This is a genomic window from Rhodoferax aquaticus (assembly GCF_006974105.1).
Taxonomy (GTDB): Bacteria; Pseudomonadota; Gammaproteobacteria; order Burkholderiales; family Burkholderiaceae_C; genus Allorhodoferax; species Allorhodoferax aquaticus_A.
Genome location: NZ_CP036282.1, coordinates 3395820 through 3420046, shown reverse-complemented (window position 1 = coordinate 3420046; position 24227 = coordinate 3395820). Strand labels below are relative to the sequence as shown.

Genomic DNA, 24227 nt, shown 5'->3' with positions numbered 1-24227 from the left:
CTTGGCGTCGAGCCACGTTGTCCGCTTTTACGGCTGTGCATCGCGCACCTAAAGATCGGCCCATTTTTAGTCCCTTGCCTTGGGCGCATTACCCAAAAAGAATGGTCTGCTGGCCCACTGATCGGCGTCAACTGACTTCCAATCATTTGCTTTAGCCATCGCTTCTACACGCGCCAGTCCCACTGTTATCAGGCCCATGCTGCCTTTCGCTTGGGCATGCAGATCAGCCAGCAGATCGTCTGCAATCCCGACCTCTGCCACCGTATCGGCCAGGATGCGGGCGTCTTCCGCATCGAGAGGTTTGAACTCGACCCACTCACTGATGCGGCGGGCCAACTGTGCGCGGTGGATCAGCTTGCGCTCGGTGCCTTCATGCCCGATCAGGATCACAGGCACGTTGCTCACGTCGTGGATATCGCGCAGCGTGTCCAGCATGGCCGTATCGCCAGCAAAGTAGTTGGCCTCATCAATGAAGAGTGGGCGGTTTTGTTGTTCTAGTGTGGCAGTAATGAACTTCAGCATTGCTGAGCTTCGATGTAGCGGTTCAGCCCCCAATTCATGCGTAATGCTTGCTAGCATTGCGTTGGGTGTCCATGTGCTGTAGGCCCGCACATACACACCGTTGGTACGGTTTACCAACCAGCTGATCGCAGTGGTTTTACCTGCTCCGGTGAAGCCATGTACCAGGCCCATGCCGGGGATACCAGAATCACGATTTGCAAGTGATTCAAATGCAGCTTGAAGGGCTGCAACGTTTTTCACTCCTGCCAGTTTTTGGCGCATCTTGCTTTCCTTCCACTTTGGTTCGATTCTTTAATCAGCCGATGTCTCAATCAGTCCCTGAAGCTGGTGCTTTTGTCAGCTGGGTGCGGCTGTCGGGCACCTCATTGACGAGTTCCACAATCCGGCGATAACTGGCCGGGCTGTTCTTCTTGAAGCGCGCCATGTAGTCCCGCTCCTCTTCGGTGAGAGCACGGACACGGCTGCGCTTCTCAATCCACTGAGCCCGCTCATGGGGCGTGTTGAACACAGGCTGTGCCTCCTGACGGTGGCGGGCCAGTTCGTTGTCATTGCCCGCAGGCACTTCATTGATGGCGGTCTCGGCCTGCAGGCGCTTCCAGCGCTCGGATACACCCTCCAGGCGCAGTAGCTCGGCGCTGGTGCCTGGGGCGCGGTCGATCTCGGCCATCGCGCTGGCGGCACCCTGCAGGCCCGCGCTGCTGTGTTCGCTGGTGGTGCGTGGCAGCATTGCTAACTTGCCTGCAGCCTGGGCGCGGTCGACCAGAATCTCCTGGACGATGTTGTCCACGTTCTGGCGCTTGGCTGCAGCCTTGAGGGCAGCACGCTCCTCCTGCACCCGCTTCTTCTGCATTTCCCGGCCCTTGGCAGCGACCTCCTTGCGGTCCATGCCCGTGCGCTCTGGGCACTCGGCCACGCATATGAATTGGTTGTCGCCGCCGTACACCACCAGCTGGCCCAGATCGGGCAGCTGGCGCGCCATGACCCGATGGCCCACATAGGCCTCAAGTTCGGGGGCAATAAACCAGGCGTTGTCGCTTTTCAGGCCCTTCTTTTGGACGGTCAGATATCCACCATTGCTACCAGCGGCCTCGGCCAGCAGCAGGTCCAGAATGCGCTCGTCCTTGATGATCCGCACCTGCTCCCTGTTGGCATTGGTGACCGCATAGGGTGTGCGGCGGTGCAGGCCTTCATGGGGCTCATGCATATACAGGCCATCGGTCCATTGGTCGCAGAACAGCTGGAAAGCAGCAGCGGTCATGTTGATGTCCACCACCTCGCCACGGGTCATCAGGCGATCGGCAAAGCTCTTGCGCGACTCGATGGCACTGCGCTCGGCCACGTTGTGCCCAATGAAGCCAGGCAGCAGCTCCATGAGGCTGCGTGCAAAGGTGCCAAAGCCGCGTTCGATGTGGGGCTTGTGCCAGGGTTGGAATGGTGGGCAGAAGTCCTGCTTGATGTCCAGGTTCTCGGCCACATAGGCCACGTGCTTGCTCTTGTAGTCCTGGCCGTTGTCAGTCTTGATGAGCAATGGCACACCCCAAGCCAGCAAAGCCTCCCGCAGCAACGCGGTCACCGCAACGGCCTTGCTGGTCTTGCTGACGAGCAGCTTGAAGCGGCGGGTATATACGTCGATCACTCCCAGCACGCTGTGACGGCCATCGGCCAGCATCACGTCCGCCGGGGTGCTGTCCATTTCCCAGCGTTCATTGATCAGGGTGATGTTCTCGCTCTGAGAACCGTAGGCCACCATGTATTTGTTCTTCCAGGCGTCGGGGTTGGACAGGGCCATCAGCGTCTGGGCGTTCTTTTCGCGCCAGGTGTCCATCCAGCGCTCCAGGCTGCGCATACTGGGCAGCTCAACGCTGCCGCTGGAAATATCGCCCGCCATGCGAGTGCGCAGGCCATGCATGATCTGGGTCGCCCGCGACTCGGGGAAGCTCACCAGCATCGCCTGCACAAACTCCCGCACCTGGGGATATGAGTCAATCTTTGAAACGCCTTTGCGATTGCCGTAAGCGCCAGCCAAAGCGGTAATGCCGTCCTTGCGCACTGCAAGCCTCCAGCGCTGGATGCTGCTGGGCGACACGGTGCCGACCAGGTCGCGCACCCATTGCTCGACCGCGATGTGGCCATGCCGGTAGGCGGCGCTGAATTGATGCTCGGCCACAGTCATGGCCAGGCCGCTGGCCTGCTGAAATTCCTCCAGGGCGCGTAGCACCTGCAACTTGGCATCCATGCGGCGCTGGTCATTTGCGGGCATTGCGGCCAGCTTGCGCAGGCCGTCCGCCTTGGCCGTCTCGGCGATCTGGTTGGCTAGGTTGGTTTTCAGCTCGACCTTGACCCCCTCAACCGCGCCCACCTGGGCTGCAGCCTGAAGGGCCTGGCCAGCGTTTCCAGCCAGCACGGCGGTGGTGTTCCAGGACAAGGCCGCACGTGTGGTGGCGGGCAAGCTGGATACGTGGTACTCACGGCGGGTGCCTCCATTGCCCGAGACTTCCCGGTACGTCCAGTGGCTGGCCAGCGCCTTACGGTGCACGCCGCGTTTGTCGGATGGCATGTTGGGCAAGCCCAGCAGCTCGGCGGCTGTTAGCCAGTCTTTTGGCAGGGCGCTCATTGGATAGAGGCCCCCCTCTGCTGCTGGTAAACGGCTCTTCCGCTAGTAGTAGTCGACCAAATCCGGCTACGAGGCGAAATGGCTAATTGGCTAGGGGGTAGGTGCTTGGGTACATGTTTTGTCGATCCTAGGCCCGTTCTACGGCGTTCTACGCATGGTTTTGAAATGGAGTCTTGGTCGACATTCAGCCGTAGATGGGTTTGGCAATCAAAACGATGGACGGCGTGCCGCCAAGGAGTTTGAGCTCCCGTCAGTTTGTTAGATGGCTGTGCACGCGTAAACATGACAGAAGGTTTCTGACTTGGTTCTATCTGTGCTGCATGCGCAATGCGGGTCGCTGAAGTACGCGTTTGATCTCGTCCATCACGATTTCGTGGTGCTTCAAACTTATTCCGTAGACAACAGATCGCACTATTGAGCCCGTAATTGGGCGATCTTCAGTGGAGAGCGCGCGCGCAATTTTGGAAAAGTCACTGCCACGTTCCTTGAGAGCAAAATGCATCTTGAGCGGATCTGAAGGTAGGTGCGCTGGGCTTTGAGGCTTAGGCATGTATGGGTGCTCCAAAGTTAACAAAACGTAATTTATATCAATCATTATGACATTAAAAGATGTCGTATCGTCATTTCCATGAAGCAAGCAGAAATCTTTTCCCGTGTGAGGGAAGTCGTTGGTGCGAGGCAGGATTCAGATGTGGCTGCGGCACTCGGAGTGACTGCCGCGAACTACGCTACTTGGAAGGCGCGAGGAACAGTGCCGTACGAAAAGCTGTGTGAGCTTGCGGTCCAGCGAAAAATCTCACTGGACTGGTTGTTACTTGGAGTCGGTGACTCCGCTGGGTCCGGTGCCATTGACGTAGACCTGTTTTCGTCTGTATTCCACGCGCTTTGGCGAGGCGCCAATGAAATAGGTGGGGACGATACTTTCCCGTATGTGTTGTCGAACGCCTGTGCGATCTACAGCAAATTAAGTTCTATTGCCGACAGAGTAGAGCAGTCGAAAGTTTTGACAATGCGAGTAAATCTTGCCTTGGGCTCATTAGCCCACGCCACGGTCTCGGTACTCCGGCAGCAAGAGGTAAAGAACCCAAATGCTGGGCGTAATGAGCAGGAAATTCTGCGGATAAGCGCACTCGCGAAGTCGTTTGATAAGGCCGCGTAATCACATTCCGAATCCGATGCTGGTGCAACGGGAAAACCAGGTAGTTCAAACAGAAAGAGTGTCAGATGATCGTATTGAACAGTGACAAAGAAATTGTTCGAGTTGATAGTTGGTCAGACATCACTGACCGCGCTGGTTTTAACGGGAATCTCAACCCCGCAGAGCACACCCTAGTCTCGATCATTGGCCGATACGCGTTTAAGGACTATGTGCCATGTGGGTTGTCGAATTGCCACACTCCCCACGGTAAGGGTTATATCGTCGTGACGAAGGACGGACGCGAGACAAATATTGGGAAGGATTGCGGAAGGACTTACTTCGGCGTCGATTTTGAAACGCTCTCGAATAAGTTTGATCGCGACATGACCGAGAAGGAAAACCGCGAAAAATTATGGAATTTCTACTTTCGCTGTGAAGAGGTCGCAGAACACGTCACGACAATACGTACAGAGGCGTACGGGGCAAATTGGGTCTATAAGCAGTTGAATGCATTGCAAAACATTCGAGAAGTTCCTGCTCCGGTTGTTCGTCGTATCGCCGCAATGGCGAAGGTGCGTGATCAGAATGTGACCTACGAAAGAGAGGCCACAGAGGTTGAAATCGAACAACTAGAGCAAGCTCAGGGCCGTCGCTTAATGCGCCCACATTACGTGTCGATTCTGATTGGAAAATTGGAGGGATTGGAGGCACTCTTTCCCGAAAATAATTTGAAAGTTCTCTTGATAGACGGAGTGTCGGAACGAATCAAAGAGTTGAATGCAGCGAACATTGACACACTGACTTTTGAGCAGCTACGGAAATGGGCCAGATGGCTGGGGGAACTCGATGAGGTTTTGGAGCGCGCCGCAAGGGCGGTGCGCAGTGGACGTGCATTGCTCACGCAGGAAAATTTGTTGAAGCTATCTGAAGCATCCGGCTTGAACAGTGACGAGCATGAGTTATATGTGGCCTACCTCAAGCAATTGCCAAAGCCATAGATGCCCGTTATGCCTGCATTTCCAATGGCTGAGCCCTTCCAACGGTAGTGCTCCGTTGTAATGCATTTAGTAACCTAAGTTAGAAGGATTTTTAGCCAAGTAAAAAGATACTGAACTCTGTTTCAAGGCCAAGTTTATTGACAGGGTTCAGTATGAGTAAAGAGAGAAAAAATGCCGCAGTGGCGAACCGGCAGGTCTGCATTGACGCCGTGGTTTCGCTTGCGAGTGATCTGGACAAAGTCGATCAAGAAATTGTTGATTTGAATTTGTCATTGCGTGAAATTGAAAGCGCATTGCGCGAATCCTTGATTGATATCCCTGACCCGCAGCCTTCCTTGGAGGCTTATCGTCGCGGTCTCGCTCTATTTGAAATCGGAAAGTGCACCACTCAAGAGTTGCAGGCATTGGAAGCCGAGCGCAACGCAGTGCAAACAAAAAAAGATGAAATTGAGCGGAATAATTTCTCTGCTACGGAGAGATGCAACGATTCAATTGCTGGGCTGAAAAAGCTAATTCGAGAGTCAGAGATTCGGCGAGAAAGTATTGCTGCTGAACTCCGTAGCAAAAAAATTGCTTTCCTCCACTCGGAGGCTGCTTGCATAGGCTTCGACTACGTTGAGCAAGCCGACGCCTTGAGCGAATCATTCAAAAAATTGTCCGGCTTGGAAAGAATCCTGGCAGCGACAACGGGCAACTTCCAAAAGCAGCATGTCATTCTTTTTGCAAAGGACGATTTCTGTGTGCCGATCTTTAAGGGGCCAGCCTTTGAGGGGCGTGCGATTCCCTTCAATCAATGGCTTTTGCATTCTGCGCGTGCGGATACTTTTGGCGGGGCATCAGAAATTGCAATGGCTAAGTTGATTGAAGAATTTAAAGCTGTCAACGTCACTATCTGATTTCGTGGGAATGGGCTTCACTTGGTTGTGGTTGAGCGCCTAGAGCGCCTAAACAGCCCATTCCCACACCCTTTTTAAGGATTGTTTATGGCGGGTTCAAAGGCTGCATATACGGAACTTCTTAAGGAGTTGAGGGAGCTGCTATTGAGCAGCCTGAACTCTGCCGGAGTGTCATTAGAGATAGCCCGGTCTGTCGCAGATTCAACAACTAACTGCCTCATAAATACTTGGGGCGGTTCCTTGATCTACTTTCCCAAAGGTCGAATTGAAAATGCAAAAGCGACCAGGGAGAAAATTATCGAGAACTTTAAAGGGAACAACGCATTGGAAGTTGCGCGGATGTGCAACGTAAGTATTCCTCACGTGTACAGAGTTCTTGGGAAAGTGCACGCTGAAAAGAAGGCGCGCAATTAATATTTTGCGATGACAAAATGAATCCGTTCAAAGTCGCCCATGCAAAGGTTGATACGTCTCCGGCCTTTCGGCGCAAGCATTTGGTCAAGTTGCAATATCCCGTGGAACTCATAGATCAGACCGGGAAGAAGACGATACGCGAGCTGGTATTTGATCCAGCCTTACGTATTCCTAAATTGGATGAAATCGACTCTGATTTTGATCGAACAATTTTGAGTATTTCAGCACTGACTGGCTACTCACCTGACGTTGTCACTTTGCTGGACAGTTCTGATTTAGACGCAATCGCAGCAGGAGTCTTGACCGAAATTGCGAATTCCGTTGAGCTCTATTTGGCATCGGTATCTGCAAGTTCTGTGAAGAAAACTCTTTCACCACAGAAGACGAAGCGCACGAGATGAGTAATTTGAAACTCGCCTTTGTTATTGAGGCTCTCGACAGGGCAACTGGGCCTTTGAGCCGCATTGGGCGTTCGATTGACAAGATCGGCGAACCTATCCGCCGCATCGGTGCGCTGTCTGCAGAGACAGCGTTCCGCTTTGGCCGCTTCATGGGCAACCGCCTGCAGAACCAGGCCGGTGAGGTTAAACAGCGGTTTGAAGCCCTATCAGGCACTGCACAAAGTATGTCGCAAGCATTCGGTGCCGCAACGATTGCTGCAGGCGGTGTGTTCTGGGCTCTCAAGCGAACCATTGATGAGACCGACCATGCCCTTGATGTGAGCAAGAAGCTGGGCATCACCGTGGAGATGTACCAGCGCCTGGGCTATGCGGCCCAACAGAACGGCGCTAGTCAAGAGGCAATGGGCGATGCCCTCCAGTTCTTGAGCCAGAACATGGTGGAGGCGAAGACTGGCAGCAAAGAAGCGGCAATGTGGTTTCACCGTGTAGGCATTCCCCTCAACCAGCTCAAGCGTATGAATGCCGTCGAGGTCTTTGAAGCGATCTCAGACAAGTTCAACCAGGTCGGCGATGCAGGTCAGAACGCAGCCAACAAGATCGCCGTAATGAAGGCACTCATGGGGCGTGGTGGTGCCGAGCTTAAGCAAGTGCTTGATCTGGGCAGCGAAGGCTTACGTGGGTTCTACAAGGAAGCCGATCAAATCGGTGCCGTGGTGCAGGGCGATACCGCTGCTGCGATGGCAGACTTCAACGACAACTTCGACAAAATGAAGTCGTCGATCTTCGGCGTCATGTCTGCAATCACTGCATCTGCACTCCCGGCAATGGACGCGATGGTCCAGCGCATCACGGCTTTGAATGTTGCGAATCGTGGTGAGTGGGGTAAGTCGATGGGTGAAACCATCGGCAACATCATCAATGCGTTGCCCGGATTTCTTAAGGGTGTTGGCAAAGTGAGTGCCGTTTTGGTAACTGTAGCGACTGCTGTCGACAATGTGGCGAACCTGATGGGCGGCTGGGCCAACGTCATCAACCTGATCATCGGCATCATGGGTGCAAAGCTCGCCTTCTCTGTCTACGGCCTTGCCAAGGCAATCATCACCATGATCCCCACGATCTGGAGCCTGGGCGTTGCGCTGATGTCCACGCCGTTGGGTTGGTTCATGGCTGCGATCGCCGCGATCATTGGCCTGGTCGTGCTGATCTACAAGAACTGGGAGCCCATCAAACAGTTTTTTGCGGACCTTTGGGGCGGTATCAAAACGGCTTTTACCTCGGTTTACGACTGGATCATGGGCAAGATCATGGCCGTGGTGGAGCTGGCCGCAAAGGTTGGCCAGGCCGTGAAGGGCATCTTCAGTGGCGACACGGGCGGCTCGGCGTCGTTTGACGCAATGGGCAACGCCACGGGCGTGGACGCCATGTCTGCACTGCCTACAGGCCGTGGCCAGAAGTCGGACGTGGGCGGCACCATTCGCCTGCAGATTGACCAGGATGGACGCGCCCGCGTGGCCGAGGTCAAGAAGAACAACCCAGGTGTCGACTTTGATGTTTACAGCGGCATGTCGATGGCAACGCCGTAATACGTGCAATTTGGTTTGGAGAAATAAATGCTTATTGAAGGTGGTGCAAGCGGCGCGCTCAAACCAATTGCTGCTGTGCAATTGCCGGATGGCACCTGGGGCGCTTTAAGGGTCTCAGCAGATGTGCAATATCGGACAGATGCAATAGGAGCATCTTCTAGATTTCATCTGGTCAGCGCAGCAGGCGCCAATGCCGGTCAGATTAAAGCCGCACCAGGCCGCGTTATTGGATGGCAGTTGGCAAACACCACTGCTGCGTGGAAGTTTGTGAAGCTCCATAACTTGGCGAGTGGGGTAACGGCGGGCGCAAACGTCTTTCTGGTAATCCCGATACCCCCAAATGGGAAATCAGAAGTAACTGTTGAAGGTGGGATTGCTTTCAGCGTTGGTATCGGAATTACCGTATTGGCAGGTGCCGCAGACACTGACACTACGGTTGTTGCTGCCAATGACGTAGTCGGAAGCATTATGTTTGCTTAATTTGGGAATCCATCCTGGCACTTCCAACCTTCAGACTTTGCTCGGCCCAATGTGAAAAGCCTCTACTTATCCACATTTTTTGTGGATAAGTAGAGGCTTTTCGGCCATCAAACGTCAAACCATGTGTCGTGGTTCAGCAAACCATCTGACGGTTTACACCTCTACTTATCCACATTTTTTGTGGATAAGTAGAGGCTTTTCGGCCATCAAACGTCAAACCATGTGTCGTGGTTCAGCAAACCATCTGACGGTTTACAGTTCAGCAAACCATCTGACGGTTTACATGTTGTATCAACATCGGGCTTAATTGTGGTGCCCAGGGCCGGACTCGAACCGGCACGCCTTGCGGCGGGGGATTTTGAGTCCCCTGAGTCTACCAATTTCACCACCTGGGCAGGTAATCTGTGAAGACTTGAATTATGGCACATTTATGGCTATGAAATACAAAACCATTGAAAATTCCATCGGAAAAACTCCACTTGTTGCTTTGCAACGCATAGGCGCTGCTGAAAACCAAGCCCGCAACAACGTTGTACTGGGTAAATTGGAGGGCAATAATCCTGCAGGCTCAGTCAAAGATCGCCCCGCGCTGTCCATGATCCAGCGCGCCCAAGAGCGCGGCGATATCAAAGTGGGCGATACCTTGATTGAGGCAACCTCCGGAAACACCGGCATTGCCTTGGCCATGGCTGCAGCGATCAAGGGCTATCGCATGGTGCTCATCATGCCGGAGGACCTGTCGATTGAACGCGTCCAAACCATGAAGGCCTTTGGCGCCGAGTTGATCTTGACGCCCAAGAGCGGTGGCATGGAATACGCCCGCGACCTTGCGGAAAAAATGCGTGCAGAAGGTAAGGGCTATGTGCTGGACCAGTTTGCCAACGAAGACAACCCACGCATCCATTACGAGACCACAGGCCCCGAGATTTGGGAAGACACAGAGGGGCAAATCACCCACTTTGTCAGCGCCATGGGGACCACGGGCACCATCACCGGTGTTGCGCGTTACTTAAAGGAAAAGAACCCCAACATCCGCATCATCGGTGCGCAGCCATCAGAGGGCTCACGCATCCCCGGCATTCGCAAGTGGCCGCAAGAATACTTGCCAAAAATCTACAACCCAGCCAATGTGGATGAGTTGGTGTACGTGAGCCAAGTGGACGCTGAGGACATGTGCCGCCGACTCGCACGAGAAGAAGGCATTTTTGCTGGCATCTCCGCCGCCGGTGCCTGCTGGGTTGCGCAAGAAATCGCCAAGCGTGAGCAAAATGCCACCGTGGTGTTTGTGGTGTGCGACAGGGGCGATCGGTACTTGTCCACCGGGGTTTTCCCTGCCTGAATATGCCACTTGCGCTCATGGGATAAGCGCAGGCCGCTATCAATTGCATAGTAATTAACGCAGAGAAAAGGGCCGTATGGCGACCAATTTTGTGTATTGCCCGCAGTGCGCAACTCCCTTGCAGCACATCACGCGGATGGAAGATGGTGGTGACACCACGCGCTTGCGTTGCACAGCCTGCGACTTTACGCACTGGAACAACCCCACGCCCGTGTTGGCTGCAGTCATTGAGTACCACGGGCAAATCTTGCTGGCGCGCAATGCGGCTTGGAGTGGCAAGGCTTTCGCCCTGATTACCGGGTTTATGGAAGCCGGCGAAACCCCAGAAGACGGCATACGCAGGGAGATTGCCGAGGAAACCGCCTTGCGCACGGACTCCTTGTCTTTGATTGGCGTGTACGACTTTCAGCGGATGAACCAAATCATCATCGCCTACCACGCGGTGTGCCAAGGGGATGTGCGTTTGTCGCCTGAACTGGTGGAGTACCGCCTGTTTGCACCGGAGAAGGTGAAGTGCTGGCCGTCGGGCACCGGCTATGCCTTGGCGGATTGGCTGAAGGGGCGGGGCTATGCGCCTGAGTTTGTGGAGTGGCCCAAGCCAGATGCCGCGGTGCAGGCCACGTAGGCTTAGGCTGCGCCCTACAATGCCAGCGACCAAGGAATAGCGATGCAAATAGACAAAGAAATTGACACCCGCGGGCTGAATTGCCCCTTGCCTATTTTGAAGGCCAAAAAAGCACTGTCTGAATTGCAAAGTGGGCAGGTCTTGAAGGTGGTGTCCACCGACAGTGGCTCGATCCGTGATTTTCAGGCGTTTGCCAAGCAAACCGGTAACGAGTTGCTGGAGCAGCAGACGGTAGAAAAAGACTACATCCACGTTTTGCGCAGGCGCTGAAAGCCCCATCAAGCAAAAAGCCCTCACGGCCATTCAAGAGCCGTGAGGGCTTTTTCTATGCTGCGTGTGAGGCGAGCGCTGCTGGCATTCGCTGCGCACCGCACCTAGCCCCTGAGGGCCTTGTGCCGTGCTTAGCCTTGCTTTTCCAACTGCGCCAATTGGTCACGCATTTTTGCAACGGTGGCGGCAAAGTCTGCCACCCGTTTGCGTTCTTGCTCGATCACAGCAGGCGGTGCTTTGGCCACAAAGGCTTCGTTGGACAGCTTGCCGTTGGCACGGGCGATCTCACCTTCCAATCGGGTCACTTCTTTGCCTAAGCGAATCTTCTCAGCGGCCACGTCCACTTCCATGAACAGGCAGATACGGGCTTCGCCGACCACGGCCACCGGTGAAGCTTGTGCAGCGGCAGCCCACGCAGCCGCGTCGTCAAACACCCGCACTTCGTTGAGTTTGGCCATGGCCTGCAACACAGGGCCGCTGGCTTGCACAAACGCGGTTTCTGCGGGGGTGTTGGCCACCACATACAAAGGCAGCTTGGTGGACGGCGACACACCCATCTCGCCACGCAGATTGCGGCAAGCGTCTACCAATTGCTTGAGCTTGGTGACATGGGCAATGGCTGCCTCGTCAATGCGCTCAGGCTGGCTCACAGGGTAGGCCGCAATGGCGATGGATGGGCCAGAGCGACCGGCAACCACGGACACCTTTTGCCACAGCTCTTCGGTGATGAAGGGCGTGATGGGGTGGGACAAACGCAAAATGGTTTCTAGGGTGCGAATCAGGGTGCGGCGGGTGGCGCGTTGTTGCGCGTCATTGCCGGTCTGAATTTGCACTTTGGCAATTTCCAGGTACCAATCGCAGAACTCGTTCCACACAAAGTCGTAGATCGTGTTGGCAACATTGTCCAGACGGTAGTCTTCAAAGCCTTGGGCCACTTGGGCTTCCGCCTTTTGCAAGAGCGACACAATCCAGCGGTCTGCTGGGCTGAAGCTCAGGTATTCGCCTGTGGCGCATTCGGCCGTGCTGTGCTCTGCCAAGCCGCAATCCTGGCCTTCGCAGTTCATCAGTACAAAGCGGGTGGCGTTCCACAGCTTGTTGCAGAAGTTGCGATAGCCTTCGCAGCGCTTGGAGTCAAAGTTAATGCTACGGCCCAAGGACGCCAAAGAGGCAAAGGTAAAGCGCAAAGCGTCCGCCCCGAATGCGGGAATGCCTTGGGGAAACTCTTTTTCCGTCTTCTTGCGTACTTGCGGTGCTGTCTCGGGCTTGCGCAGGCCTTCGGAGCGCTTGTCCAGCAAAGGGGCCAAGGCAATGCCGTCGATCAAGTCCACCGGGTCCAGCACATTGCCTTCGGACTTGCTCATCTTCTTGCCTTCGGCGTCGCGCACCAGGCCGTGGATGTACACATGCTTGAACGGCACCCGCCCAGTGAAGTGGGTGGTCATCATGATCATGCGGGCGACCCAGAAGAAGATGATGTCGTAGCCGGTGACCAAAGTGCTGCTAGGCAGGTACAAGTTGTAGTCGTCGGTGGCTCCGGTGCCCTCGCCATCATTGCCCCAGCCCATCGTGCTGAAGGGCACCAAGGCGCTGGAGTACCAGGTGTCTAGCACGTCATCGTCGCGGCGCAGCGTTTTACCCGGTGCTTGGGCTTGCGCTTCTGCCTCATCGCGGGCGACGTACACATTGCCTTGCTCGTCGTACCAGGCCGGGATTTGGTGGCCCCACCAGAGTTGGCGGCTTATACACCAGTCTTGGATGTTGTTCATCCACTGGTTGTAGGTGTTGATCCAGTTTTCGGGCACAAACTTCACTTCGCCCGAGTGCACCGCGTCAATCGCCTTTTGGGCGATGGACTTGCCCGTGGCATCGCCTGCGCCTACTTTGTTCACTGCCACAAACCATTGGTCGGTCAGCATCGGTTCGACCACTTGGCCGGTACGTGCGCAGACCGGCACCATGTTTTTGTGCGGTACGGCTTTTTGCAAAAAGCCTTGGGCTTCCAAGTCTTTGAGCACGGCCTTGCGGCACTCATAGCGGTCCATGCCTTGATAAGCCGCAGGGCCGTTGCTATTGATCTTGGCGTCCAGCGTGAAGATGGTGATCAGCGGCAGATTGTGGCGCTGGGAGCAGGCGTAGTCGTTGAAGTCGTGCGCGCCGGTGATCTTCACGCAGCCGCTACCAAAGGCGCGGTCCACAAAATCGTCCGCAATGATGGGGATTTTGCGGTCGCACAGGGGCAGGTCCACCAGCTTGCCAATCAGGTGCTGGTAGCGCTCGTCTTCAGGGTGTACGCACAGTGCACCGTCGGCCAGCATGGTCTCGGGGCGGGTGGTGGCAATGTGCATGCCGCGCAGGGGCGTGCCATCAGCAGCGGTTTGTGGGCCATCGCTAAACGGGTACTCGATGTGCCACATAAAGCTGTTGCGTTCCTCGTTTTCCACTTCGAGGTCGCTCACCGCGCTTTGCAACACCGGGTCCCAGTTCACCAAGCGCTTGCCACGGTAGATCAGGCCTTGCTTGTAGAGCTGCACAAAGGTTTCGGTCACCGTTTTGGACAGCTTGGGGTCCATGGTGAAGTACTCACGGCTCCAGTCCACCGTGTCGCCCATGCGGCGCATTTGGGTGGTGATGGTGTTGCCGCTTTTTTCTTTCCACTCCCACACTTTGGAGACAAAGTTTTTGCGCGCCTCGGCGGGCGTAGGACCCATATCGTGGCGGCTGATGTTTTGGGCTTGCAGCTGGCGCTCCACCACGATTTGGGTGGCAATGCCTGCATGGTCGGTGCCTGGAATCCACGCTGTATTGAAGCCCCGCATGCGGTGGTAACGGGTCAGCGAGTCCATGATGGTTTGGTTAAACGCATGGCCCATGTGCAGCGTGCCCGTCACATTGGGGGGCGGCAGCTGGATAGAAAACGCGGGCGCATCGGCTTGTGGCGCTTGGGTGCCACGGAAACCAGCGACACCGTAGCCGCGTTGTTCCCACTCTGGGCCCCAATGGGCCTCCAACGCTGCGGGTTCGAAGGATTTGGAGAGGCTGTTTAGCCCAGGTTGTTGTAGGGGTTCGGTCATCCCGCAATTTTATTCGACCTAGGCGGGGGGGGGGGCTAATAGGCTGTGGTGCACGCGAGATTGAAGCTGTGAGGCGATCGGACAGCGCAAGTAGGCGTTGGGAAGTGAACTAGACGCCTACTTTGCGCTCACTACAAGTCATTTCAGTGCAAACGAGGCGGCCGTTTTAACCCACTTTGTTTACTGCCGATGGTGTGCAGCTAGGCAATGCCTGGCCGAGGTACAGGAATGAGTCCGGCATTCCAAGCTACGAAAGCTCCGACGTTGAGCACCACGGTGAACCAGAACACCACAACGAAGCTTTGCTTGCTTGTTTTGTGCCTCAGGAGTTGCTGTGCAATCAAGGCTCCGGGCCAGCCGCCTGCCAAAGAGAATAGATGCAATGTTTGCTCTGATGTTCTCCAGCGGCCTGATACTGCGGCCGACTTGTCCACTGCGTATGCAATGAAGGCCACTAGGCTAAGGCCCAAATAGGCGAGAAGTACAGGTACTGAAAAGCCCCACCGAAACGCGACGTAGACGTATATGCCGAGGAATGTCGGTATGGCCAAGAGGCGCGGAAAAGTCCACTGCGCTGCCGAGCTTTTTCTGGACCTTTGTGTCGTCTTCTGACGTGGCGGGTACTGGACGGCACGAGCCTTCTTCTTGCCGTCTGACGCGGTTTCGATTTCAAAGGTCAGTATCTGTCCTACGGTTGGGCGGCCAGTTCCGGATGGGAACGATTTGATGTGGACAAAAATTTCTTGACCGCCTTGTATGGGTTCAATGAAGCCGAAGCCGCGCTCATCGTTCCAAGTCTTGAGTTTTCCAGAGAATCGCATGTCGATATTTGTCTTTGAGCTGCCTAACCTGTTGTGAAAGTCGATCCCATTTCCTATTGCCACCCGGATTTGGTTCGGAGGTAGAACGGAATTTGCGTGTCGTTGGTCTATAGCCGGACTGTTCAAGCGTAGCACGCGGCAATTTGCTTCCAACGAGCCTGAAACGCTTACCCCCTCGCAATGCCCCCGTTCCCATGGAGTACGCATAATGCGGCATGCTTTTTCTTCTTTCTCCTGCCAAGTCGCTTGACTACGAAACCCCCTTGCAAGGCCAGCCGCATACGGCGCCGCTGTTTGTTAAACAGTCGCAAGCTTTGATTGAGGTGCTGCGCACCTATTCACCTCAAGCCATTGCCGAGCTGATGGACTTGAGCGACAAGCTCTCGTCGTTGAATGTGGGGCGCTACCAAGCATGGTCGCCTAAAGCCTCTGAGCGAAATGCCCGCCAAGCCATTTTGGCGTTTAATGGCGATGTGTATGACGGCTTGCAAGCACACAGTTTGGACGCCAAGGCGCTGGATTGGACGCAGCAACACGTGTGCATATTGAGCGGGCTGTACGGCGTGCTGCGGCCTTTGGACTTGATGCAGCCTTACCGGTTAGAGATGGGCACGCGCTTGCCCACGCCGCAGGGCAGCAATTTGTACCAGTTCTGGGGCAGCCAAATTGCCGAGTACCTCAACACCCGGCTGCAGTCTGACATCAGCCCTGTGGTGGTGAACCTCGCCTCGCAAGAGTATTTCAAAGCGGTGGACACCAAAGCCCTGAAGGCCCGCGTGGTGGAGTGCGTGTTCCAAGAGTACAAAGGCGGGCAGTACAAAATCATCAGCTTCATGGCCAAGCGCGCGCGCGGCCTGATGGCACGCTTTGCGATTGAAAACCAGCTGGTGCAGCCCCACCAGCTGCGCGCCTTTGATGTGGACGGCTACGCCTTCAGCACTGAAGCGTCTTCGCCTGAGCGCCTTGTGTTTAGGCGCAATGTCGCCACCTAAGGGTGAGTTTTTGAGGTGAATTGGCCTCTGGCGCCCAACCCTATTGCGTAAGCAGATATGAAAATTAGAGCAAATGGCATTGACATCGAAGTGGAAGACAGCGCCCATGTAGACGGTGTGCTGGTGCCTGCCTTGGCGCGCCGCCCGGCGGTTTTGCTCATCATGGGTTTGGGCATGCAGCTCATTGCCTGGCCACCGGCCTTGGTCAAGGGGCTGGAGGACGGGGGCTTTCGCGTCATCCGCTTTGACAACCGTGACGTGGGCTTGAGCACCCACTTTGACCATTTGGGCAAGCCCAACGTACTCTGGGCCAGCATCAAATACCGGCTGGGGCTGCTGTCTAAACCGCCATACGCATTGGCCGACATGGCGCATGACGCGCTGGGCGTGTTGGAAGCCTTGCAGATTGAATCCGCCCATGTGGTGGGGGTGAGCCTAGGCGGCATGATTGCGCAGCGCGTGGCGATTGCCGCGCCTAAGCGGGTGATCAGCCTCACCAGCATCATGAGCACCAGTGGTGCTAAGCATTTGCCACGCCCGCAAGCCAAGGTGTTGCGCGTGCTGCTGAGCCGCCCCAAAAGCCAGCGCAGCGAGGCGGTGGTGGCCCATTACCTCAAGCTCTTCAAGGCCATTGGCAGCCCGGACTACCCGCTGGACGCGGCGGCCATGCGTGCCACGGTGGAGTTGGGCGTGCAGCGCAGCTACCGGCCCATAGGCACCACACGCCAGCTCATGGCGGTGGCGGCCGACATCACCCGGGCGGCACAGCTCGCGCGCATCACCAGCCCAACGCTGGTCTTGCATGGCCGGGCCGACCCTTTGGTGCCCTATGCCTGTGGCGTGGATACAGCCAAGCGCATTGCCGGGGCCAAGCTGGTGGGCATAGACGGCATGGGGCATGATCTGCCGCCCCAGCCTGTCGCGCAGATATTGGTGGAGCTGCTGGCGCACCTGCGGGCGGCTCAGGGCCCCGCTGCGCCCAAGGGCAAAGCCAGCGCGGCGGTGGCGAGCGCCTGACGCCAAGGCTTTTTTTCGCTGTTTCTTCTCGTTTTTTGTCTTTCGATTTGCCATGAACACACCCGAACAATCCCAGCTGGGCAAAAGCTCCGCCTACGTTGACCAGTACGACGCCTCGCTGCTGTTTCCGATTCCGCGCAAGGGCAAGCGCGAAGAAATTGGCATTGCAGGCGCGCCCCCGTTTTTTGGGGCGGACTTGTGGACCGCGTTCGAGCTGAGCTGGCTGGGCCCCAAAGGCAAGCCGCACGTGGCGCTGGCCCACTTCACCATTCCGTGTGAAGCGCCCAACATCATCGAGAGCAAGTCTTTCAAGCTCTACCTCAACAGCTTTAACAACAGCCGCTTTGCCGATGCAGACGAGGTGAAAAACCTGCTGCGCACCGATTTGACCGAGGCGCTATGGCGCGACACATCTGGTAGTGGCGCTGCTGTGCCCGCGGGCTCCATCGGCGTAAAGCTGGTGTTGCCCGAACTGTTTGACCGCGAACCCATTTACGAGATGGACGGCCTGAGCCTGGACCGTCTGGATGTGGAATGCACCCGCTACACCCCGGCGCCCGAGCTTTTGCGCGTGGTGCCTGACGAAGAGTCGCCGGTGAGCGAAGTGCTCACCAGCAATTTGCTCAAAAGCAATTGCTTGGTGACTGGCCAGCCGGACTGGGGCAGCGTGCAAATCAGCTACACCGGCTTGCCCATTGATCAAGAGGGGCTGCTGCAGTACCTGGTGAGTTTTCGCAACCACAACGAATTCCACGAGCAATGTGTAGAGCGCATATTTATGGACATCTGGCGCCAATGCAAGCCGCAAAAACTCACGGTGTATGCCCGCTACACGCGCCGTGGTGGCTTGGACATCAACCCGCTGCGCACCAGCGCGCCGCAAGCTTTGCCGGTCAATACGCGCACTGCGCGCCAGTAAAGTTGTCTGCTATATAAAGCATAGCTACTTGCGCAATATCCATGAGCGCAAACGCCTGATTTGGCTCTGAAAATGCGCCTGGGCGTTCAAGCCGGTGCTACTGGGCCTTGCAAGGTGTCGGGGCTGAACACCACGGTAAAGCTGGCGCCGCCCGTGTTGCCCACGACGAGCTGCCCGCCCAGCTGACGGACCAAGTCGCTCACCAGTTGCAAGCCTAGCGATTGGGACTTGCTGGCTTCAAAGTCGGGCCCCAAGCCCACGCCGGTGTCGCTGATCTGCAGTTCCAGGCGCATGTCCGGCCCAGCATCGCCACCGACTTGGCGCAAGCTCACGCGCACCTTGCCGCTTTGGCCGTTGGGGAAAGCGTGCTTGAGGCAGTTCGAAATGAGCTCATTGACGAGCAAGCCGCAGGGGGTGGCTTGGTCCATGCTCACGGTGACCGTGCACACATCCAGCTCCAGGCCAATGGGCTCGCCCTGGGTGAGCATCATGCGAAAAGACTGGGTGCTGAGCTGGCGCAAATAGTTACCCAGGTCAATGCCTGCAAAGGTGCCAGAGCGGTACAGCGTTTCGTGCAGCAAGGCCATGGAGCGGATGCGGCCCTGCATATCGTCTAGCACCGACTTGGTGTGGGGCAGGGTGCTGCGCCGGCTCTCTAGGCGCAACAGGCTGGCAATGATTTGCAAATTGTTTTTGACGCGGTGGTGCACCTCGTTCAAGAGCCCCACCTTTTCGTGCACAGCCGCTTGCAAGGCTGCGTGGGCTTTCTTGGTCTCCGTGATGTCACGGGCCAAGGTCAGTACACAGGCTTGCCCGTCAAACTGCACGCCGATGCCGTCCACACGCACCTCAACGGGCGAACCGTCTAAGCGCAGAAACACAATGTCTGCGGCGGGTGCGGGCACGCCTGTTGTGTCGGACAGCACGCGGTCAATGCGCGTTTGGGTGGATGCGTGGAAGTCTGGGTGCAGCAGTGTGAAAATGTTTGCGCCTATGAGGTCTAGGGGCGAAGCGGCGCCAAAGAGCTGCACCGCTGCGGGGTTGACGTACACCAATTCTCCATTGCGATGCACAAAGGTGGGCTCGGGCGACCATTCGATGAGGGTTCGAAAACGTAGTTCATTGGCTTTGAGAAGCACATCGTCGTGGTTCAAAACCTGCAGCATGTGGTTGAACTGGCGTGACAGGCGCTCAACTTCGCTAGAACCTGTCAGGCTGGCCCTGACTTGGGTCTCACCGTGGGCCACTTTGGCGGCTGCGTCTGCCAACTGGGTGTAGGGCCGTGTAATGGCAGTGCCAAAGCGCCAGGCCAGCGCAATAGCCAAGCCCAAGGCCAAGGCGCCTGCAGCTGCCGTGTTTTGCAGGGTGTGCCAATAGTGCACGTACACCAAAGATTCTGGACGGCCCGCCACAATACGCCAGCCTACGCCATCCATTGCAGTGAAAGCAAACAAGCGGCGCACCCCGTTCATATCGTTTGTCACCAGGTAACCATCTCGCAGGCCCTTGGTGGCATTCTCTGCCTTCATTTGGGTAGGCTTGCCAATGAAATTCTGAGGAGCTTGCGACCGCAGCAGGTTCAGGCCATTCGGGTGAATAACGGTGACCAATGCGTCTGAAGGCACTTGGGCCAGCACCGAGGCTCCCATGGCCAGCAGGTCGCGCGACAGGGTTACCCAACCCACCTTTTGGCCTACTTCACTAAACACTGGGTGGCTCAAGTTCACCATCCACCGCCCACTGCTGGGGTGGCGCACCGGCGCCGATACGTAGAAATCGTGGCTTTTCAAGGTGTCTGAGGTGATGGGAATGGCCGCTGCCTCGCGTCCGTCTTGTTCTTTGGGGGCAAAGGTGCAGACCACACGGCCTTGCATATTGCGCACCGTCAGGGAGGAGAATTCTTCCGTTAAAGCCACCATGTTTGCAACGACGGGGTCGCACTGGCTGGGCAACATCGTTTGCACCAAGCGGCGCTGGGCCACGCGCTCTAGCATGTGGTGGTCATTGTCAAGTTCGCGTTGAATTCGAAAGCCCGCATGTTCTGCCAAATGCATCACCTCCACCTGCGCCTTTGCACGTATGTGGTTCAAGTGCTGTAGCAGCAGCCACGCCAAGACGGCAGTCAGCGGCACCAGCAGGGCGGAAACCAGCAGAAACAACTGGCTACGCACCGACCAATGCCTGAACTTGAAATTGAGTCGATGCAGTGTGCTAATGGACATGGGCGGCACATCGGTGGTGGCGAGGCGTTGCAAGGGGTAGCCGCATACGGGGGCGAAGCTAGAGCGTATGCAAGGCGTCTACACCCACCGGCTTACCAAACAAGTAGCCTTGGTGGGCATCCACCCCGATGCCGGTGAGAAAGTCCCGCTGGCCCTCGGTTTCTACCCCCTCTGCGATGACTTTCAAGCCCAAGCTATGGCCCAGTGCCACGATGGTGCGCGCAATGACCGCGTCGCTGGGGTCGGTTAACACATCGCGCACAAAAGAGCGATCAATCTTGAGCTGGGTGAGCGGCAGGCGCTTGAGGTAAGACAAAGAGGAATACCCGGTGCCGAAGTCGTCCAAAGAAAAACTCACACCGCGTGCGCGAATCGCATTCATTTTCAGAATGATCTCTTCAATGTCGACCACCAGCATGCTCTCGGTGAGCTCTAATTTCAGGAGTTCTGGGCGCGCGCCAGTTTTTTCCAAGGCGCTGTAGACATTGGTTACAAAGTCTGCTTTAGCGAACTGAGAGGCGCTCACGTTCACGGCCATGGTCCAGTTGGCGGTACGAGGGCTCTTGGCCCATTCCACCAACTGCGCGCAGGCGGTCTCCAGCACCCACTGGCCCAAGGGAAGAATCATGCCGGTTTCTTCCGCCAGTTGAATAAACTGAGCCGGCGGCACCATGCCACGGGAGCCACTGTTCCAGCGCACCAAGGCTTCAACTCCGGTAATCGTAGGTTCGTGCAGCTTGTTGTTGTCCACCTTGACCTGCACTTGGTAGTGCAGCACAAATTCTTGGTTGGCCAGGCCGTTGCGCAGGTCTTTCTCTAGCTCTGAGTAGGTGGCCGCTGCGGCTTGCATGGCGGGGTCAAAAAAGCGGGTGGTATTGCGCCCGGCCGCCTTGGCCTGGTACATCGCGACATCGGCTTTTTTGATGAGCTCGTCCATGGTCTCGGAGTCTTCCAAGAAGACCACAATGCCAATGCTGGGCGTGCTGGTGTAGTTGTTGGCGCGGAGTTGGTAAGGGCGACCCAAGTGGTCCAAGATTTTGTTGGCGATGGCCTCAGCCTGGGTCGCAGCTTCATGGTCATGCACGCTCAAGGCCTCAAGCAGAACCACAAATTCGTCGCCCCCTAGGCGTGCCACGCTGTCGCCCTCACGCACGCACGAAGTCAGGCGTGTGGCCACTTGCTGCAGCAAGATGTCGCCCACATCGTGGCCTAGGCTGTCGTTGAGTAGCTTGAAGTGGTCCAGATCCAAAAACATCAAAGCGCCATGCTGCCCAGTGCGGCTTGACGTCACCATGGCTTGCTTGAGCCGGTCTAGCAGCAAACGCCGGTTGGGCAGGCCGGTCAATGGGTCGTAGAACGCCAAGCGGCGGATTTCTTCCATGTCCAGTCGGTGCTGGGTGACATCGCGGATCAGCCCGATAAAGGTGATTTGCTGGCCCCGCTCGATGCGCGACACGGTGAGGCTCATAGGAAACACACTGCCGTCTTGCCGTCGGCCTTCTAACTCGCGGGCCACGCCCACAATGCGCGCTTCGCCGGTGTTGCGAAAGTGCTGTAAGTAGTGGTCGTGCTCGCTGCGGTAAGGCTCAGGCATCAGCATAGAGATGTTATGCCCAATCACTTCATCGGGCGTGTAGCCAAAGATGGTGCTCGCTGCCAGGTTGTAAGACTCGACGATGCCATGGGTGTTGATGGTGATGACCCCGTCCGCCATATTGTCCAAAATGGCTTGGGTGTGCAGTACGGTGGCCTGTAGTTTGGCGTCGGCTTGGTACTTAAACAGCGCCATTTCTAGCACTGTGCGCAGTTCCCGCTCAGAGAAGGGCTTCAAGATGTAGCCAAACGGCTCGGTGAGCTTGGCGCGCGCCAGCACATCGTCAGCGGCGTAGGCGGTGAGAAACACCACGGGCAAAGCGTAGCGGTCGCGGATGATTTGGGCCGCAGCAATGCCGTCCATCACGCCCGCCAGCTGAATGTCCATCAGCACCAAGTCCGGCAACAAGTCTGCGACCATGACAATCGCCTCCTCACCCTGGGTGGCATGGCCCACTGGGTTGTAGCCCATTTCCAAAAGCTGAGCGTGGATGTCTCGCGCCACAATGGTCTCGTCTTCGACCACCAGTATCTTCGCTTGAGGAGCGGGTGAAAGCATGCGCGAGTCCCATCAAAAAAAACGAGCGGTTCCCTACACCGCAAAGCTCTGTTGGGCAAAAGGCTTGGCGATTCCAAGGCCTGTGTAGCAAGAGGGTAACCCATTGCCCTTCAAGCCGCAAGACGGGCGAACCGCGCGGGTTTTGCCATGCTCCAAGCGTGTGTATCAGGGCAACAAAAACACTTGCACCGAGCGGGCCAGTGCTTGAGACCCGACTTTCAGGTCTTCGGCAGAGGCTGCTGACTCTTCGACCAGCGCCGCGTTTTGCTGGGTTACATCGTCCAGTTGGTTGACCGCTTCATTGACCTGAGAGATACCGGTGGCTTGCTCTCGGGTGGCATTGCTGATTTGCTGAATCAACTCGCCCACCTGGTTGACTGCATCTACCACCTCATCAATGGTGTGTCCTGCCACGCTCATTTGCTGAGCGCCTTCGGCAATTTGCTCGGAAGATTTGGCGATCAGGCCACGAATTTCTTTGGCCGCTTTGGCGCTTCGCTGGGCCAGGGCGCGCACTTCGGCGGCAACCACGGCAAAGCCACGCCCTTGTTCGCCCGCGCGTGCCGCTTCCACAGCGGCATTGAGCGCCAACAGGTTGGTCTGAAACGCAATGCCTTCAATCACGCCAATGATGTCGCGTACCTTGTCGGACGAGGCTTCTATAGCATGCATGGCGTCCCCCACTTTTTGCACGGCTGCGTTGCCCCGCGTTGCAATAGCGGTGCTTTTTTCACTCTGTGCGGAGACTTGGGCTGCCGTGTCTGCTGTGTGTTTGACCGTGCTGGAGAGTTCTTCCATTGAAGCGGCGGTTTCTTCCAAGCTACTGGCTTGTGATTCGGTGCGCGCAGACAGGTCCATGCCACCTTCTGCCACTTCATGTGCAGTGCGCGTGAGGCTGTCAATTTCACCGCGCACGTCACCCACGACCGCCCTTAGGTTGATTTGAATTTGCCGCAAGCTGCGTGCAACACGGTCCAAGGGCGCCGGGTGGGCGGTTGAGATGGCCGTTGTGAGGTTGCATCCGGAAATGTCATCGGCAAACGATGCTAAATCATGGATTGCCCGTCCGAAGCTGCGGTGAAACCACGCGAGGACCATGGCGCCCACACTGCCCAGCACAAGCAACTCTGTGAGTAGCAACTGATCGGGCTGCAAGTTCAACAGGGCAGGCACCAAACCCGCCAAGCCCATGGCGGCCAGTGCCAGTCCTAAACGCACGGTCAGTGTGAGCCGGCCCAAACCGCCAAGCCAGCCGCGAATGCCTTGGTACCGAACTTCACCCGCGCGCAGGTAGAAAGGGGCTTGGCCTGCTGCCTCATGGGCGCGCATCTTGGTGTACAGAGCCTCTGCCGCTTGAATTTGACTTTGCTCGGGTTTGATCCGCACCGACATATAGCCCACAGGCTTGCCGTTTTGCATGATGGGGGTGACATTCGCTTGCACCCAGTAGTGGTCACCATTCTTGCGGCGGTTTTTGACCAACGCCGTCCAAGGATGCCCCTTGCCCACCGTGCTCCAAAGGTCTTTGTAGGCGGCCGCTGGCATATCAGGGTGGCGCACCAGGTTGTGGTTTTGGCCGATGAGCTCTTCGTAGCTGTAGCCACTGACTGCCACAAACGCAGGGTTGCAGTGGGTAATGATGCCTTTGGTGTCGGTGGTGGACACCAGCATTTGCTCTGCGGGGTAATCAAACTCGTGCTGAGTGATAGGCAAGTTAAGGCGCATGCAGACTCCCAGTATGTGCAGCCTACGG

At 56.5% G+C, this 24227-nt stretch carries 20 protein-coding genes and 1 tRNA gene; 13 read left to right on the top strand and 8 right to left on the bottom strand.

The window, feature by feature from the left end; genetic code table 11:
- Nucleotides 1-66: 66 nt before the first annotated feature.
- The gene (locus EXZ61_RS15730) at nt 67-783 is read right to left on the bottom strand and encodes an AAA family ATPase (RefSeq protein ID WP_142812663.1); all 717 of its coding nucleotides are present in this window, start codon (nt 781-783) and stop codon (nt 67-69) included.
- Between the two features lie 46 nt (nt 784-829).
- On the bottom strand, nt 830-3136 hold the full coding sequence (locus EXZ61_RS15725; protein ID WP_142812662.1) for a DDE-type integrase/transposase/recombinase: 2307 nt from the start codon (nt 3134-3136) through the stop codon (nt 830-832).
- A gap of 628 nt (nt 3137-3764) precedes the next feature.
- Here EXZ61_RS15725 and EXZ61_RS15720 point away from each other — a divergent pair.
- The 7 genes from EXZ61_RS15720 to EXZ61_RS15690 all read left to right on the top strand — a co-directional run bounded on the left by EXZ61_RS15720 (nt 3765) and on the right by EXZ61_RS15690 (nt 9046).
- On the top strand, nt 3765-4295 hold the full coding sequence (locus EXZ61_RS15720; protein WP_142812661.1) for a helix-turn-helix domain-containing protein: 531 nt from the start codon (nt 3765-3767) through the stop codon (nt 4293-4295).
- A 65-nt stretch (nt 4296-4360) separates the two neighbouring features.
- A complete protein-coding gene (locus tag EXZ61_RS15715; RefSeq protein WP_142812660.1) occupies nt 4361-5272 on the top strand; it encodes a hypothetical protein in 912 nt (303 codons plus the stop codon).
- 152 nt (nt 5273-5424) lie between these two features.
- Entirely contained in the window at nt 5425-6168 is a 744-nt protein-coding gene (locus EXZ61_RS15710; protein ID WP_142812659.1) for a hypothetical protein, read from the top strand.
- An 87-nt stretch (nt 6169-6255) separates the two neighbouring features.
- Nucleotides 6256-6582 (top strand): Mor transcription activator family protein, encoded by a 327-nt coding sequence (locus tag EXZ61_RS15705; RefSeq protein WP_142812658.1) that lies wholly within the window; start codon nt 6256-6258, stop codon nt 6580-6582.
- A gap of 17 nt (nt 6583-6599) precedes the next feature.
- Nucleotides 6600-6983: a phage tail assembly protein gene (locus tag EXZ61_RS15700; RefSeq protein ID WP_142812657.1), complete on the top strand. Its 384-nt coding sequence runs from the start codon at nt 6600-6602 to the stop codon at nt 6981-6983.
- Nucleotides 6980-8566 carry a phage tail tape measure protein gene (locus EXZ61_RS15695; RefSeq protein WP_142812656.1) on the top strand — a complete coding sequence of 529 codons (1587 nt, stop codon included), beginning with the start codon at nt 6980-6982 and terminating at the stop codon, nt 8564-8566. Before EXZ61_RS15700 ends, EXZ61_RS15695 begins: the two co-directional genes overlap by 4 nt.
- Nucleotides 8567-8593: 27 nt before the next feature.
- Nucleotides 8594-9046 (top strand): hypothetical protein, encoded by a 453-nt coding sequence (locus tag EXZ61_RS15690; RefSeq protein WP_142812655.1) that lies wholly within the window; start codon nt 8594-8596, stop codon nt 9044-9046.
- A 310-nt stretch (nt 9047-9356) separates the two neighbouring features.
- Here the strand turns inward: EXZ61_RS15690 and EXZ61_RS15685 are convergent.
- Nucleotides 9357-9441, bottom strand: a tRNA-Leu gene (locus tag EXZ61_RS15685).
- 41 nt (nt 9442-9482) lie between these two features.
- On the opposite strand from EXZ61_RS15685, the gene cysM reads away from it, so the two are divergent.
- From cysM to EXZ61_RS15670, 3 genes are all read left to right on the top strand, one after another.
- A complete protein-coding gene (cysM, locus tag EXZ61_RS15680) occupies nt 9483-10385 on the top strand; it encodes a cysteine synthase CysM (RefSeq protein WP_142814270.1) in 903 nt (300 codons plus the stop codon).
- Nucleotides 10386-10461: 76 nt separating this feature from the next.
- Nucleotides 10462-11010 (top strand): NUDIX hydrolase, encoded by a 549-nt coding sequence (locus EXZ61_RS15675; protein WP_142812654.1) that lies wholly within the window; start codon nt 10462-10464, stop codon nt 11008-11010.
- 42 nt (nt 11011-11052) lie between these two features.
- Nucleotides 11053-11280: a sulfurtransferase TusA family protein gene (locus EXZ61_RS15670; RefSeq protein WP_142812653.1), complete on the top strand. Its 228-nt coding sequence runs from the start codon at nt 11053-11055 to the stop codon at nt 11278-11280.
- A gap of 131 nt (nt 11281-11411) precedes the next feature.
- On the opposite strand, the gene EXZ61_RS15665 is transcribed toward EXZ61_RS15670, so the two are convergent.
- Entirely contained in the window at nt 11412-14351 is a 2940-nt protein-coding gene (locus EXZ61_RS15665; RefSeq protein WP_142812652.1) for a valine--tRNA ligase, read from the bottom strand.
- A gap of 200 nt (nt 14352-14551) precedes the next feature.
- Nucleotides 14552-15172 carry a DUF1294 domain-containing protein gene (locus EXZ61_RS15660; protein WP_142812651.1) on the bottom strand — a complete coding sequence of 207 codons (621 nt, stop codon included), beginning with the start codon at nt 15170-15172 and terminating at the stop codon, nt 14552-14554.
- 215 nt (nt 15173-15387) lie between these two features.
- On the opposite strand from EXZ61_RS15660, the gene yaaA reads away from it, so the two are divergent.
- Genes yaaA through queF form a run of 3 tightly spaced genes read left to right on the top strand, consistent with a single transcriptional unit; the run spans nt 15388 to nt 18100 of the window.
- Nucleotides 15388-16164, top strand: a complete 777-nt coding sequence (yaaA, locus tag EXZ61_RS15655; RefSeq protein ID WP_142812650.1) for a peroxide stress protein YaaA — start codon at nt 15388-15390, stop codon at nt 16162-16164.
- 57 nt (nt 16165-16221) lie between these two features.
- Nucleotides 16222-17181, top strand: a complete 960-nt coding sequence (locus EXZ61_RS15650) for an alpha/beta fold hydrolase (protein WP_142812649.1) — start codon at nt 16222-16224, stop codon at nt 17179-17181.
- Nucleotides 17182-17233: 52 nt separating this feature from the next.
- Nucleotides 17234-18100 carry an NADPH-dependent 7-cyano-7-deazaguanine reductase QueF gene (gene queF / locus EXZ61_RS15645; RefSeq protein WP_142812648.1) on the top strand — a complete coding sequence of 289 codons (867 nt, stop codon included), beginning with the start codon at nt 17234-17236 and terminating at the stop codon, nt 18098-18100.
- Nucleotides 18101-18186: 86 nt separating this feature from the next.
- On the opposite strand, the gene EXZ61_RS15640 is transcribed toward queF, so the two are convergent.
- The 3 genes from EXZ61_RS15640 to EXZ61_RS15630 all read right to left on the bottom strand — a co-directional run bounded on the left by EXZ61_RS15640 (nt 18187) and on the right by EXZ61_RS15630 (nt 24199).
- Nucleotides 18187-20355, bottom strand: coding sequence for a histidine kinase dimerization/phosphoacceptor domain -containing protein (locus EXZ61_RS15640; protein WP_142812647.1), 2169 nt, complete (start codon nt 20353-20355; stop codon nt 18187-18189).
- A 25-nt stretch (nt 20356-20380) separates the two neighbouring features.
- On the bottom strand, nt 20381-22474 hold the full coding sequence (locus EXZ61_RS15635) for a putative bifunctional diguanylate cyclase/phosphodiesterase (RefSeq protein ID WP_142812646.1): 2094 nt from the start codon (nt 22472-22474) through the stop codon (nt 20381-20383).
- Between the two features lie 165 nt (nt 22475-22639).
- Nucleotides 22640-24199, bottom strand: a complete 1560-nt coding sequence (locus tag EXZ61_RS15630; protein WP_142812645.1) for a methyl-accepting chemotaxis protein — start codon at nt 24197-24199, stop codon at nt 22640-22642.
- Nucleotides 24200-24227: the final 28 nt, after the last annotated feature.

Bases quoted from the DNA above. Each gene is read 5' to 3' on its own strand.
- EXZ61_RS15730 (WP_142812663.1), bottom strand. From the start codon at position 783: ATGCGCCAAAAACTGGCAGGAGTGAAAAACGTTGCAGCCCTTCAAGCT.
- EXZ61_RS15725 (WP_142812662.1), bottom strand. From the start codon at position 3,136: ATGAGCGCCCTGCCAAAAGACTGGCTAACAGCCGCCGAGCTGCTGGGC.
- EXZ61_RS15720 (WP_142812661.1), top strand. From the start codon at position 3,765: ATGAAGCAAGCAGAAATCTTTTCCCGTGTGAGGGAAGTCGTTGGTGCG.
- EXZ61_RS15715 (WP_142812660.1), top strand. From the start codon at position 4,361: ATGATCGTATTGAACAGTGACAAAGAAATTGTTCGAGTTGATAGTTGG.
- EXZ61_RS15710 (WP_142812659.1), top strand. From the start codon at position 5,425: ATGAGTAAAGAGAGAAAAAATGCCGCAGTGGCGAACCGGCAGGTCTGC.
- EXZ61_RS15705 (WP_142812658.1), top strand. From the start codon at position 6,256: ATGGCGGGTTCAAAGGCTGCATATACGGAACTTCTTAAGGAGTTGAGG.
- EXZ61_RS15700 (WP_142812657.1), top strand. From the start codon at position 6,600: ATGAATCCGTTCAAAGTCGCCCATGCAAAGGTTGATACGTCTCCGGCC.
- EXZ61_RS15695 (WP_142812656.1), top strand. From the start codon at position 6,980: ATGAGTAATTTGAAACTCGCCTTTGTTATTGAGGCTCTCGACAGGGCA.
- EXZ61_RS15690 (WP_142812655.1), top strand. From the start codon at position 8,594: ATGCTTATTGAAGGTGGTGCAAGCGGCGCGCTCAAACCAATTGCTGCT.
- cysM (WP_142814270.1), top strand. From the start codon at position 9,483: ATGAAATACAAAACCATTGAAAATTCCATCGGAAAAACTCCACTTGTT.
- EXZ61_RS15675 (WP_142812654.1), top strand. From the start codon at position 10,462: ATGGCGACCAATTTTGTGTATTGCCCGCAGTGCGCAACTCCCTTGCAG.
- EXZ61_RS15670 (WP_142812653.1), top strand. From the start codon at position 11,053: ATGCAAATAGACAAAGAAATTGACACCCGCGGGCTGAATTGCCCCTTG.
- EXZ61_RS15665 (WP_142812652.1), bottom strand. From the start codon at position 14,351: ATGACCGAACCCCTACAACAACCTGGGCTAAACAGCCTCTCCAAATCC.
- EXZ61_RS15660 (WP_142812651.1), bottom strand. From the start codon at position 15,172: ATGCGATTCTCTGGAAAACTCAAGACTTGGAACGATGAGCGCGGCTTC.
- yaaA (WP_142812650.1), top strand. From the start codon at position 15,388: ATGCTTTTTCTTCTTTCTCCTGCCAAGTCGCTTGACTACGAAACCCCC.
- EXZ61_RS15650 (WP_142812649.1), top strand. From the start codon at position 16,222: ATGAAAATTAGAGCAAATGGCATTGACATCGAAGTGGAAGACAGCGCC.
- queF (WP_142812648.1), top strand. From the start codon at position 17,234: ATGAACACACCCGAACAATCCCAGCTGGGCAAAAGCTCCGCCTACGTT.
- EXZ61_RS15635 (WP_142812646.1), bottom strand. From the start codon at position 22,474: ATGCTTTCACCCGCTCCTCAAGCGAAGATACTGGTGGTCGAAGACGAG.
- EXZ61_RS15630 (WP_142812645.1), bottom strand. From the start codon at position 24,199: ATGCGCCTTAACTTGCCTATCACTCAGCACGAGTTTGATTACCCCGCA.